At 56.9% G+C, this 12995-nt stretch carries 11 protein-coding genes; 7 read left to right on the top strand and 4 right to left on the bottom strand.

Annotated elements, in window-relative coordinates:
- Positions 1-21 precede the first annotated feature (21 nt).
- Positions 22-516 carry a leucine-responsive transcriptional regulator Lrp gene (lrp, locus tag F3I15_RS06995; RefSeq protein ID WP_006118610.1) on the bottom strand — a complete coding sequence of 165 codons (495 nt, stop codon included), beginning with the start codon at positions 514-516 and terminating at the stop codon, positions 22-24.
- A 520-nt stretch (positions 517-1036) separates the two neighbouring features.
- Between lrp and trxB the strand changes: the two genes are divergently transcribed.
- The 5 genes from trxB (at position 1037) to infA (ending at position 6920) form a co-directional block, all read left to right on the top strand.
- The gene (gene trxB / locus F3I15_RS06990; protein ID WP_039383533.1) at positions 1037-2002 is read left to right on the top strand and encodes a thioredoxin-disulfide reductase; all 966 of its coding nucleotides are present in this window, start codon (positions 1037-1039) and stop codon (positions 2000-2002) included.
- 143 nt (positions 2003-2145) lie between these two features.
- Positions 2146-3927: a cysteine/glutathione ABC transporter permease/ATP-binding protein CydD gene (gene cydD, locus F3I15_RS06985; RefSeq protein ID WP_150017240.1), complete on the top strand. Its 1782-nt coding sequence runs from the start codon at positions 2146-2148 to the stop codon at positions 3925-3927.
- Positions 3915-5630: a cysteine/glutathione ABC transporter ATP-binding protein/permease CydC gene (cydC, locus tag F3I15_RS06980; RefSeq protein ID WP_150017239.1), complete on the top strand. Its 1716-nt coding sequence runs from the start codon at positions 3915-3917 to the stop codon at positions 5628-5630. The genes cydD and cydC overlap by 13 nt, the downstream gene beginning before the upstream one ends.
- Positions 5631-5662: 32 nt before the next feature.
- On the top strand, positions 5663-6355 hold the full coding sequence (gene aat, locus F3I15_RS06975) for a leucyl/phenylalanyl-tRNA--protein transferase (protein ID WP_150017238.1): 693 nt from the start codon (positions 5663-5665) through the stop codon (positions 6353-6355).
- A 346-nt stretch (positions 6356-6701) separates the two neighbouring features.
- Positions 6702-6920 (top strand): translation initiation factor IF-1, encoded by a 219-nt coding sequence (gene infA, locus F3I15_RS06970; RefSeq protein WP_002211347.1) that lies wholly within the window; start codon positions 6702-6704, stop codon positions 6918-6920.
- A gap of 88 nt (positions 6921-7008) precedes the next feature.
- Here infA and clpA read toward each other — a convergent pair whose 3' ends face one another.
- Together clpA and clpS are read right to left on the bottom strand one after the other, a co-directional pair.
- The gene (gene clpA / locus F3I15_RS06965; RefSeq protein WP_150017237.1) at positions 7009-9288 is read right to left on the bottom strand and encodes an ATP-dependent Clp protease ATP-binding subunit ClpA; all 2280 of its coding nucleotides are present in this window, start codon (positions 9286-9288) and stop codon (positions 7009-7011) included.
- Positions 9289-9343: 55 nt separating this feature from the next.
- Positions 9344-9664: an ATP-dependent Clp protease adapter ClpS gene (clpS, locus tag F3I15_RS06960; RefSeq protein ID WP_039385772.1), complete on the bottom strand. Its 321-nt coding sequence runs from the start codon at positions 9662-9664 to the stop codon at positions 9344-9346.
- A 323-nt stretch (positions 9665-9987) separates the two neighbouring features.
- Here clpS and cspD point away from each other — a divergent pair, with 323 nt between their 5' ends.
- Positions 9988-10209 (top strand): cold shock-like protein CspD, encoded by a 222-nt coding sequence (gene cspD / locus F3I15_RS06955; RefSeq protein ID WP_150017236.1) that lies wholly within the window; start codon positions 9988-9990, stop codon positions 10207-10209.
- 76 nt (positions 10210-10285) lie between these two features.
- Here cspD and F3I15_RS06950 read toward each other — a convergent pair whose 3' ends face one another.
- A complete protein-coding gene (locus F3I15_RS06950) occupies positions 10286-11914 on the bottom strand; it encodes an ATP-dependent endonuclease (RefSeq protein ID WP_150017235.1) in 1629 nt (542 codons plus the stop codon).
- Between the two features lie 141 nt (positions 11915-12055).
- Between F3I15_RS06950 and F3I15_RS06945 the strand changes: the two genes are divergently transcribed.
- Positions 12056-12952, top strand: a complete 897-nt coding sequence (locus F3I15_RS06945; protein WP_150017234.1) for a lysine exporter LysO family protein — start codon at positions 12056-12058, stop codon at positions 12950-12952.
- Positions 12953-12995: the final 43 nt, after the last annotated feature.

Genomic DNA, 12995 nt, shown 5'->3' with positions numbered 1-12995 from the left:
ACGCTTTGCACCTTCCCTGCGTTAGCGGGTTTTTATGACCAGCCGGTTACTCTGTTTTACCTCTTCCATCACGACATAGGTACGGGTGTCGTTTACGCCTGGCAGGCGCAGCAAGGTTTCTCCCAGCAGTTTACGATAGGCAGACATATCAGGCACGCGGGTTTTCAGCAGATAGTCAAAGTCACCGGAAACGAGGTGACACTCTTGAGTTTCCTCAAGTTTTTGCACTGCGGCGTTAAATTGCTCAAACACGTCAGGGGCACCGCGATTCAGAGTAATCTCAACAAATACCAGCAGGGATGCATCAAGGTAGTGCGGGTTGAGCTGAGCGGTGTAGCCCAGGATAAAACCCTGTCGCTCCAGACGGCGAACACGCTCAAGGCATGGCGTTGGCGATAGGCCTACGCGCTTGGAAAGCTCAACATTGGAGATACGACCATCTTTTTGCAGTTCATTCAGGATATTTCTGTCGATACGATCCAGATCTTTTCCGGGGCGCTTTTTATTGTCTACCATTATTATTGTCTCTCTTAATTCCTTCCCTATGCCTGCCACAACCCTGAAAAATGCGTATTCCAGAGCCTTACTAAATTGAAGACTATAAGCCTGTGCAGTCGCGCACCATCCGTATGACGCATGCTGTCTGTCCACATCATGCGTCACTACCAATGTCAGGCTGAGATTTTCTGACGCCACTGCGCAAAACAGCACTGAATTACCGTTCTGAACCGCCAGAGACTCTCTGCTTCTTCCAATGTTTTCGCAAATGCGCAGGCGATTGTCAAAGTAAAACATCTAAATTCAGTACAAGATGCCAGATACCGTGCTGGACCCCTGTTTTTAAATGATATTTTCAGGGCAGCGATGCCTTTTATTTACTCAGAATGCACTCTTTTAGCGCAACACTGCAGCGGAGATGCGTTTCATCGTCTACGCCGCTTGCAGCAATCGCTAACAAAATGGTGCAAAGCTTTTTTTGCTGTCCTAATTTCCCTACAATCAAAATTACTGTTGTCAGAAACACACTGAGGAATGCATGAGTACGGCCAAACACAGCAAACTGCTTATTCTGGGCTCAGGCCCAGCCGGTTATACCGCTGCAGTTTATGCGGCACGCGCTAACCTGAATCCGGTTCTGGTTACCGGTCTGGAAAAGGGCGGCCAGCTTACGACGACCACCGAAGTTGAAAACTGGCCAGGCGACCCGCATGACCTGACCGGGCCGTCGCTGATGGAGCGTATGCATGCGCATGCCGAAAAATTTAACACCGAAATCCTGTTCGATCATATTCATACCGTTGACCTGCAGCAGCGCCCTTTCCGCCTGACCGGCGACAGCGGCGAATATACGGCGGACGCCCTGATTATTGCGACGGGTGCCTCTGCGCGCTATCTGGGTCTGCCTTCTGAAGAGGCATTTAAGGGCCGTGGCGTCTCTGCCTGTGCAACCTGCGACGGGTTTTTCTATCGTAACCAGAAAGTTGCGGTGATCGGCGGAGGCAATACTGCTGTTGAAGAGGCACTCTACCTTGCCAACATCGCGTCTGAGGTGCACCTGATCCACCGCCGCGACACCTTCCGCGCAGAGAAGATTCTGATCGACCGGCTGATGGAAAAAGTGCGCAGCGGCAACATTGTGCTGCATACGCACCGCACGCTGGAAGAAGTGACCGGTGATCAGATGGGTGTGACCGGCGTGAAGCTGCTGGCAACTAACGGTGAGCCTGCAGAATCGCTTGAGGTCGCAGGCCTGTTTGTCGCCATCGGCCACAGTCCAAATACCGCTATTTTTGAGGGCCAGCTGGCGCTGGAGAATGGCTACATTAAGGTGCAGTCCGGCCTGCACGGTAACGCCACGCAGACCAGTATTCCGGGCGTCTTTGCCGCAGGCGATGTGATGGATCACACTTATCGTCAGGCGATTACCTCTGCCGGTACCGGCTGTATGGCAGCGCTGGACGCAGAGCGCTATCTGGATGGTCTGGTTAAAACCGATCGGTAACGTGTTAATAACCTGATCATAATCAAAGTAAGGCGATCTGTTCAGGTCGCCTTTTTTATGTACCGCGTGCTAAAGTGCTGCCGATCGCAATAACCGGATACTTTATCAGGTTTTCGCTTTGTTTCAGAAGAGCAGACGACAGTATGAATAAATCACGGCAAAAGCGCCTGCTGAGCTGGTTACGGCAGCAGCGGGCTTCCGGTGCTACCGCCCTGCGGCTGGCTGCGCTATGCGGCTTTGCCTCCGCACTCGTCCTTATCGCCCAGGCGTGGCTGATGGCTACGCTACTGCAGCAGCTGGTCGTCTCCGATCGGCCCCGCTCGTCGCTGGTCACTCATTTTCTGCTGTTGCTGTTCTGTTTTCTGTTGCGTGCCGGCTTTAACTATGGCCGGGAGATGGCAGGCTTCCGCGCCGGTCTCGCCATCCGGCGGGCGCTGCGGCGCCAGCTGCTTGATCGCATCGATGCGCTCGGACCGGCCTGGATACAGGGCAGGCCTGCCGGCAGCTGGTCAACGCTGCTGCTTGAGCAGATTGAACAGCTGCAGGAATATTATGCGCGTTATCTGCCACAGATGACGCTGGCGGTCGTAATTCCCTGCGCAATTCTGGTAGCTGTGTTTCCTGTTAACTGGGCTGCAGGGCTGATTCTGCTGGTCACCGCTCCGCTGATCCCGCTATTTATGGCGCTGGTGGGCATGGGTGCAGCGGATGCCAGCCGGCGTAACTTTCTTGCGCTATCGCGCCTGAGCGGCGATTTTTACGATCGTCTGCGCGGACGCGATACGCTGCGGCTGTTTCACCGCGCAGCGGCTGAGAAACAGGCTATTGCCGCCAGCACCGATAGCTTTCGGCAGCGAACCATGGAGGTGCTGCGCCTCGCTTTTCTCTCCTCGGCGGTGCTGGAATTTTTCGCCTCGCTGGCGATTGCCGTTGTCGCCGTCTATTTTGGCTTTTCATACCTTGGCGAATTTGATTTTGGCCATTACGGTACCGGCGTAACGCTGTTTGCCGGCTTTCTTGCGCTAATCCTTGCGCCGGAGTTTTTCCAGCCGCTGCGCGATCTGGGTACCTTTTATCACGCCAAAGCGCAGGCGGCAGGCGCAGCAGATGCGCTGGAAACCTTCCTGCAGGCGACACCGGATGCCCGGCCACAGGAGCCGGTTCGCCCGTGGTGTGACGAGGAGCCTCTGACGCTGACCGCAGAGGATCTGGTGGTAATGAGTCCTGGCGGCCACGCGCTGACGCAGCCGCTTAATTTTACCCTGCGCGCAGGCTGCCGGGTCGCGCTGGTCGGTGAAAGCGGCGCAGGCAAAACCGTGCTGATGAACGCGCTGCTCGGTTTCCTGCCCTGGCAGGGCGTGCTGCGGGCCAATGGCGTGGATCTGCGTCATATCGATCGTGCAGGCTGGCAGCGACAGCTTGCCTGGGTGGGACAGAATCCGCAGCTGCCCGCACAAACGCTGCGCGATAACCTGATGCCGGATCGGCCCGTTGAGGAGAGCAGACTACAGGCTGTATTAGCCCAGGCTGGCGTAAGCGCATTTCTGACGAGCCTGCCGCTGGGGCTGGATACGCCGACTGGCGAGGATGGCGTCGGGCTTTCCGTTGGTCAGGCACAGCGGATTGCGGTTGCCCGCGCGCTGCTGAAGCCGGCAAAACTGCTGCTGCTGGATGAACCGGGTTCAGGCCTGGACAGTACCAGTGAATATCACGTCATGCAGGCGCTTAATCAGGCGGCACGGCAGCAGACGACGTTAATGATTACGCACCAGCTGCACGATCTGGCGCAGTGGGATGAAGTGTGGGTCATGCAGCAGGGTGCGCTGGTACAGCGGGGAAGCTGGCAGCAGCTCAGCAGGGAGCCCGGGCTGCTGCAGGAGATGATTCGGCAACGTCAGCAGGAGGTTCCACTGTGCGCTCATTAATGCCTTTTCTGCGTCTGTTCCGGCAGCACCCCTGGCGCCTGGGATTGGGGATCGCGCTGGCTATCCTCACCCTGCTTGCCAGTGTGAGCCTGCTTACGCTCTCGGGCTGGTTTATGGCTGCTTCCTCGCTGGCAGGGCTGGCCGGACTCTACACCTTCAACTATATGCTGCCGGCAGCTGGGGTGCGCGGTGCCGCGATTATACGCACCGCCGCGCGTTATTTTGAGCGTCTTGTCAGTCATGACGCCACTTTCCGGGTGCTGCAGCATCTGCGTGTCTACACCTTCAGCCGTCTGATGGCGCTGGCACCTGAGCAGCTGTCGCGCTTTCGTCACGGCGAGCTGCTGAATCGTTTTGTCAGCGATGTCGATACGCTCGATCATCTCTACCTGCGTATTATTTCGCCCCTGGCGGGTGCGGCAGTGGTCATTATCGTCGTAACCTGCGGTCTCTCTCTGCTCAGCCTGCCTCTGGCGCTGCTCTTAGGCGGCTGCATGCTGCTGACCCTGCTGCTGCTGCCCGCCCTCTTCTGCTATTTTGGTCAGGCTTCCGGCGCGCGTATCGCCCGTTCTCAGGCGAGCTGGCGGCTGCAGCTTGCCGGCTGGCTCATGGCCCAGGCTGAGCTGCAGATCTATGGTGCGGCAACGGCCTGGCGTCAGCGGCTGGACAGCACAGAGCGGCAGTGGCAGCACGCGCAGCAACAGCAGCATCACCTGCAGGCGTTTGCGCAGAGCCTGCTGCTGCTGATAGCCGGTCTGACCGTAACGCTGCTGCTGTGGGTGTCAGCTGATTCTGTCGGGGGCGCAACGATTGCGCTGTTTCTGTTCTGTGGCCTGGCGGCGTTTGAATCGCTGGCACCGGTTGCCGGCGCTTTTCTGCCGCTGGCGCAGGTCAGCAGCGCCGCCCGGCGCGTACAGGAGATTATCGACCAGCCGCCTGCCATCCATTTTCCGCCAGCCATGCAGGATACGGCGCCGGGTATCAGCCTCACGCTGGATAACGTTTCATTTAGCTATCCGCAGCGCCCGGAGCCGGTATTGGCGCATTTTTCACTGCAGCTGCGGCAGGGCGAACGTATCGCTCTGCTCGGCCCGACCGGCTGCGGTAAATCGAGCCTGCTGGCGCTTATCACCCGCAGCCGGGAAGCCACCGCGGGTACTATTCAGCTGAATGATACTCCGCTCTCACAGTGGGATGAGACCAGCCTGCGGCAGCGTATCAGCGTGGTGACGCAGCGCGTGCATCTTTTCAGCCAGACGCTGCGGGATAATCTTTTACTCGCGCGCCCCACTGCCAGCGACAGTGAGCTGACTGCCGCTCTGGCACAGGCCGGGCTCGGCTTTCTGACTGAGCAGCCTGACGGTCTGGATAGCTGGATGGGTGAAGGTGGCAGGCCCCTTTCCGGCGGCGAACTGCGGCGCCTGGCCATCGCCCGCGCCCTGCTGCACAATGGCGATCTCTGGCTACTGGATGAGCCTACCGAAGGACTGGACGCCAAGACCGAGCAGCAAATTCTGCAATTACTGCTGCGGGTCAGCAAGGGTAAAACGCTGATTGTGGTGACACATCGCCTGCAGGGTCTGGAGAAGATGGATCGCATCTGCGTCATGGATCAGGGTGCCATTGTGGAATCAGGTTCTCATAACGAATTAATCTCAAAAGCGGGTCGCTACTGGCGTTTCCGTCAGCGCTTTGCGTTATAGTCTGGAGATGACGCTTTTGAGTAGCTGATGCCATGAGACTGGTACAACTTTCACGTGATTCACTGCACTTTCCGCCGCCGGAAATGGCGCTGCGCGAACCAAACGGTTTGCTGGCTATGGGCGGCGATCTCTCGCCTGCACGTCTGATTAACGCCTACCAGCACGGTATTTTCCCCTGGTTTTCGCCCGGCGATCCGATTCTCTGGTGGTCGCCCGATCCGCGGGCCGTGCTGATGCCAGACGCCTTTCATCTCAGCCGGAGCATGGCGCGTTTTCACCGTCGCTCTCCCTATCGCGTGACCATGAACCACGCCTTTGCACAGGTAATTGAAGGCTGCGCGACCGGACGTCAGGAGGGCACCTGGATCACTTTTGAGGTCAAACGCGCCTGGCTGCGCCTGTATGAACTGGGGCATGCGCACTCTATTGAAGTCTGGCATGAAAACAGCCTGGTCGGGGGCATGTACGGTCTGGCGCTCGGCCAGATGTTCTGCGGAGAATCGATGTTCAGCCGGCAGGAAAACGCCTCGAAAACCGCGCTGTGGGTATTTTCGCAGCACTTCCGGGCTCATCAGGGCAGGCTTATCGATTGTCAGGTGCTTAATCCCCATACGGCATCGCTCGGCGCCACGGAAATTCCGCGCGCTGACTATCTGCAGGAGCTAAAAAAGCTGGCGTGGCAGCCGGTTGCTGAAGGGTGCTGGCAGACGCAGACCCTTTTTTAGCCCTCTCCGCAGATGTTTTGCACACAAATCCACATAAAAGTGATACAATAAGCGAGTTTGGTATGTCGTCCGCGCTTCGCTGTGGCGAGCCGGAATTGCCAGGCTGGGAATCTCACCTGTTTCCTGAAACTGTTTCATCCGCCCCTGCCGGGCCGGCTGCTGCAGATTCTTAGCCCGCTAATCCCCCGCAGACGTCAACAACACCCGAATTTATCCGTACTGCACGCGCGACAGCGCGACGCACGGCGAAGCGTTGGCAAAAACAGCCAACGTTTCTTTACATAAATCATGGAATTCGGCATTATCTTGCCGGTTCAACAGTTTGGTAGTTCACCCAGAGGATTCGATGGCCAAAGAAGACAATATTGAAATGCAGGGTACCGTACTGGATACGTTACCTAACACCATGTTCCGCGTAGAGCTTGAAAACGGGCACGTGGTTACCGCTCATATCTCCGGTAAAATGCGCAAAAACTATATCCGCATCCTGACGGGTGACAAAGTCACTGTAGAGTTGACCCCGTACGACCTGAGCAAAGGCCGCATTGTCTTCCGCAGTCGCTAAGCTGCTGCACACGTCGCGGGCTGGTTAAGTTCCCAGCCGCAAAAAAAGGCCGGATAATTATCCGGCCTTTTGTTTTATTGCCCTGCCGTTAGTGCACAGTGCCTTCCGTTTTGCGCTTTTCTGCGCTCAGGAAGTGGTAGGTAAGCTGATTTTTTTCTTTATCCAGCGCCACTGACACTGAGCCACCATCCACCAGCGAACCAAACAGCAGTTCATTGGCCAGCGGTTTTTTCAGGCTTTCCTGTACCGTACGCGCCATCGGACGCGCGCCCATCGCTTTATCGTAGCCTTTTTCTGCCAGCCAGTCGCGCGCGTCGTCGCTCACTTCCAGTGAGACGCCCTTCGCATCCAGCTGCGCCTGCAGTTCAACAATAAACTTATCGACGACCTGATGGATCACCTCAGCAGAGAGATGACGGAACCAGATAATGTTGTCGAGACGGTTGCGGAACTCTGGCGTAAAGATCTTTTTGATCTCCTCCATCGCATCCGTACTGTTATCCTGCTGAATCAGGCCGATTGACTTACGTTCGGTTTCGCGTACGCCGGCGTTAGTGGTCATGACCAGTACCACATTGCGGAAGTCCGCTTTACGCCCGTTGTTGTCGGTCAGCATGCCGTTATCCATAACCTGCAGCAGCAGATTAAAGACATCCGGGTGCGCTTTCTCGATTTCATCCAGCAGCACCACAGCGTGCGGATGCTTGATCACCGCATCCGTTAACAGACCGCCCTGGTCAAAGCCCACATAGCCAGGAGGTGCGCCAATCAGACGACTGACCGTATGGCGCTCCATATATTCCGACATATCAAAACGCAGCAGCTCAATGCCCAGCGCTTTCGCCAGCTGCACGGTGACTTCTGTTTTACCTACCCCGGTCGGGCCGGCGAACAGGAAAGAGCCGACCGGTTTGCGATCCTGCCCCAGACCAGCGCGGCTCATTTTAATCGCTTCGGTCAGAGCCTCAATCGCATTATCCTGACCAAATACCAGCATTTTCAGGCGGTCGCCCAGGTTTTTCAGCGTATCGCGATCGGTGGCCGATACGCTCTGTTCCGGTATACGTGCAATCCGTGCCACAACCGATTCAATATCGGATACGTTAACGGTTTTCTTACGCTTGCTCACCGGCACCAGACGCGCCCGCGCGCCCGCTTCATCGATGACGTCAATGGCTTTATCCGGCAGATGACGATCGTTGATATATTTTACCGCCAGCTCTACCGCAGCACGCACGGCTTTAGCGGTATAACGCACGTCATGATGCGCTTCATATTTCGGCTTCAGTCCGTTGAGGATCTGCACGGTCTCTTCAACCGAAGGCTCAGTAATATCAATTTTCTGGAAGCGGCGCGCCAGTGCGCGATCTTTCTCGAAAATATTGCTGAACTCCTGATAGGTTGTGGAACCCATGACGCGGATTTTACCGCTGGAGAGCAGTGGCTTAATCAGGTTAGCGGCATCCACCTGCCCGCCCGATGCCGCACCGGCACCGATGATGGTGTGGATCTCATCAATAAACAGGATGCTGTTGTTATCCTGCTCCAGCTGTTTGAGCAGCGCTTTAAAGCGTTTTTCAAAATCGCCGCGATATTTGGTGCCCGCCAGCAGAGAGCCGATATCCAGTGAATAGATAGTGCACTCTTTCATCACTTCCGGTACATCACCCTGCACAATACGCCAGGCGAGTCCTTCAGCAATCGCGGTTTTACCCACGCCCGATTCGCCCACCAGCAGCGGATTGTTTTTACGCCGGCGGCACAGCACCTGCACGGCGCGCTCCAGCTCTTTTTCGCGCCCGATAAGCGGGTCGATACCGCCAACGCGAGCAAGCTGGTTAAGATTGGTGGTGAAGTTCTCCATACGCTCCTCCCCGCCTGCCTGCTCTTCATTGACCGGATTGTCCGCGTTATTCTGCGACTGGCCGGGCTCATCTTTACGTGTGCCGTGAGAGATGAAATTCACCACATCGAGACGGCTGATTTCATGTTTGCGCAGCAGATAAGCCGCCTGCGACTCCTGCTCGCTGAAAATGGCAACCAGGACATTGGCGCCTGCAACTTCACTGCGACCGGAAGATTGAACGTGGAATACCGCCCGCTGCAGCACGCGCTGGAAACTGAGCGTAGGTTGCGTATCGCGCTCAGCTTCGCCGGCCGGCAGCACCGGCGTGGTTTGTTCAATGAAGGCTTCGAGTTCCTGACGCAGAGCCACAATATCCACCGTACAGGCTTCCAGTGCCTCTCTGGCCGACGGGTTACTGAGCAGTGCCAGCAACAGATGTTCGACGGTCATAAACTCGTGACGGTGCTCGCGCGCTCTGGCGAAAGCCATGTTTAAACTGAGTTCCAGTTCTTGATTGAGCATTTGGCACCTCCCCCAATTATCGCTCTGACTGCCTGTTTCCTATATGGAGACAGGTTCAGGCTTTTTCCAGCGTACACAGCAAAGGATGTTGATTCTCTCTGGCATAGTTGTTCACCTGCGCAGCTTTTGTCTCTGCTACTTCAGCGGTGAAAACACCGCAGACTGCCTTTCCATGATAGTGAACTTTCAGCATCAGTTGCGTGGCGCGTTCAATATCATAAGAAAAGAACTTTTGCAGAACGTCAATAACAAATTCCATAGGTGTATAATCGTCATTATTCAGGATGACTTTATACATTGAAGGCGGCTTTAACCCTTCACGTACTTTGTCTTCGGCCAGGTGTTCAAAATTAAGCCAGTCGTTTGTGTTTGCCATAATCATCCATTGGAATTCTGCGTTGCGGTCATGCATTTTAGCCTGCACTAACCTGAAGTTTAACACGTCTGTCAAGCCGGGTTTGCTATCGCTGCTATCGGTACGAAAAGCAGATGCGCGACCTGTATCACAAAATTCTCAATAGCGTTAACTGCCTCAAATTTTGGTGATTTTCTGCCCATGCATCCGGGCCGATTGCTTGACGATAAGGTCCGTTTCTCTACATTCTACATGCACAAGCTGATTGAGTTTTAAACAACCTCGACTCACAGCTGCGATGACCTCACCTACTTATCAGAATGTCTTGCGAGGGAAGTAAAAGCATGGAGACGGGTACTGTTAAATGGTTCAACAACGCCAAGGGCTTCGGCTTTATCTGTCCGGTTGGCGGTGGCGATGACATCTTTGCGCACTACTCCACCATTCAGATGGAGGGTTACAGAACGCTTAAAGCGGGTCAGCACGTTCAGTTTGATGTTCACGAAGGGCCAAAAGGCAACCATGCCAGTCTGATTGTGCCCTGTGAGGCGTCGCTGCTTTCCTGACCGGCGCAGCGCGCGGTTATTCTGACCACTCCGCCCCTGAAATGCCAGCCGGTAACGCTGGCATTTTAATTTTCATCTATCCTGCACGCCGCTGTGCCAGCATTTTCACCTGACTAAAAAGCGCTCTGAACAGCGGCGGAATCGCCTGCGGGCCGCGCTCCCCGGCCGCCAGCGCCACGGCAATGGCCAGCTCAGGCTTGGAGCTGTGATGGATCGCCTGCGTAATAATACGCCGTGGCGTCATCGCAATGTTTAACGGCAGGTGCGCCATCTGATGATAAACCGCGCGGAATCCGTGCTGATAGAGAAAGTGCTCAATGTCAGCTGCCGGGAACTGTGTCAGGTGCACCTCCTCCTTTTCGTGGGTCAGCAGCTGGCTGCGGGTGGTCGCCGCATATTTCTTTCCTGCCTCATCGCCATCGGTCAAGACGTGCCAGGCAATTCCCATACGCCGGGCAAATTTCAGCAGCGGCTTCAGGCCAGCCTGGGCAAACTCGATCACCCGGATCCCTTCTGCGGCAAAATGATCGCCCTGCTGTCGCGCCAGCTCGTTAACGATCCACACCTCCGTCTCGCCCTCTACCAGCAGCCAGCAGCGGGCAAACAGCGCGGCGGGTCGATTCACGCGAATATGAAACGCGATGCGGCGATGATCCTCGGCGCTTAGCCCCGCTTCGCCGATACGCCACGCCGCTACGCGGCTCGCTTCACGCACCAGACGGCAGAGGTTTTCCAGCGGCGTCTGGGAAACCAGTTCACCTGAGTTGGTGGTGACCAGCCGCTGCAGCGGCAGCAGCGTCAGTAAATTCCAGGTAACCGAAAGCATTATCGGGTGCAGCCGGGTTTCAGGATCTTCGACCAGCAGAACAGGCTGCGCGCCGTCTGGCAGCGCACTGCTGCCGGGCAGCAGTGCCAGCAGCCGCAGCTGCACCGCGCGACGATGCTCTGCATCGGCACCCGCCAGCAGCCGGTTAAGCGCGTCCAGCGCCTGCCAGCCTGCGCTGCCGTCGCGCAGTTCCGGTGCCATTCGCGGGTGACTGACGCCGGGTTGCTGAACGAGAAAATAGTGCGCCATCAGCTGCTGCATTGTCTGTACGCCCTGCAGCAGCACCTCATCGCTCACCGCCCGGCCGGCCGCCGCGCGATTGAGCTGCCGCAACACGTTCTGCAGCGCCTGCAGACTCCGATCCCGCCCCTCACCGCCCGGTTCATGCGCCCGATGGCGCTGTCCGAACCGCGCGTCGCGTAAACGCAGCACCGGATGGTGCTGCCGCAGCCAGCTTATCGCCGCCGCCGTCGGCTCCGCTGCCAGCAGCTGATTACGCGCGTCAATAAAACGCCAGCTGCTTTTCACGCCGTTCGCTTTGCAGGTAGCCCGCAGACTGAAGCGCAGATAGCTCCCCTGTTCATCATGCTGCCAGAAAGGCTGCAGCAGGGTGTTTTCCCGCTCTGCTTCACAGGCGCGAAAGCGCACCACTATCTGTAGCGTGCGCCAGCGTGCCGCGGGGGCCGCGGCGGGGAAATGGAAATCCTCTTCGCTGAGGGTGGCGTGCGCGCTGGCCGGATCCAGCATGAGTGAGAACGCGTCCAGCAGGCTTGATTTGCCCCAGGCGTTTTCACCTATCAGAAGATTCGTCATCGTAAGCGGCAGCGAGAGCTGGTTAATGCCGCGAAAGCCGCTGATATCAATATGATCCAGAATCATAGGATTATCCTGTACAGAGGTTGCCTGAGCATGATGTACGGTGGCGTATGGGTCAAGACGCAGATTATTGGCAGACGGTGATTTACAGCGTGCGCTTTTTTGATTAGCGTGGCGTCCTTTTCCCACGGACGGATGTTCGCTATGTATGGTCTGATGATTATTCTGCTGCCGCTGATTGCCGGTTATCTGCTGCATCTGCAGCAGCCGGCACTGCTCCGCGCGGTGGCGCGGCTGCTCAGTGCGCTGGTCTATATCATTCTGTTTTTTATGGGTGTAAGCCTGGCATTTCTTGACAATCTCAGCACGAATTTGCTCACCATTTTTTATACCGCTTCTATCTCTGCGCTCTCAATTCTCGCCTGTTCGCTGCTGGCATTCTGGCTGCTTGAGCAGCGCCTGCCGTGGCGGCATCAGCATAAAGCGCAGGCGCTGCCATCGCGTCTCGCGATGGCGCTGGACTCACTCAAGCTGTGCGGCTCGGTGCTGGGCGGATTTCTGCTCGGACTGACGCAGTGGGCTCCGCTGCGCCATGCGGCTACCGTCAGCGAATATGCTCTGATCCTGATGCTGTTTCTGGTGGGCGTTCAGCTGCGCAGCAGCGGCATGACGCTGCGGCAGATTACGCTTAACCGGCGGGGTGCGCTGGTGGCGGCCGTGTCACTGGCTGGCGCGCTGGCCGGAGGCGCGCTGGCCGCTGTCTTCCTTGGACTGCCGCTGAAAACCGGCCTCGCGCTGGCCAGCGGCTTTGGCTGGTATTCGCTTTCCGGCATTCTGATGACGGACGCGTTTGGTCCGGTTATCGGCAGCGCAGCGTTCTTTAACGATCTGCTGCGTGAGCTGATCACGATTATGCTGATCCCGCTGCTTATTACCCGGCACCGCAGTATGACGCTGGGCCTGAGCGGCGCCACCTCGATGGATTTTACCCTGCCGATTCTGCAGCGCGCTGGCGGCATGGAGATCGTCCCTGCAGCCATCGTGCACGGCTTTATCATGAGCCTGCTGGCTCCGGTGCTGATCGCCTTTTTTTCCGCCTGACGGCTCTGCAGCGCACTTTTTCACGGCTGGCGCGCAGCGGCTT

This window comes from Pantoea sp. M_9 (assembly GCF_008631385.1).
Taxonomy (GTDB): domain Bacteria; phylum Pseudomonadota; class Gammaproteobacteria; order Enterobacterales; family Enterobacteriaceae; genus Pantoea; species Pantoea eucrina.
Note: the sequence above shows the minus strand (reverse complement) of the source record. Positions and strands in the feature narration are given on the sequence as shown.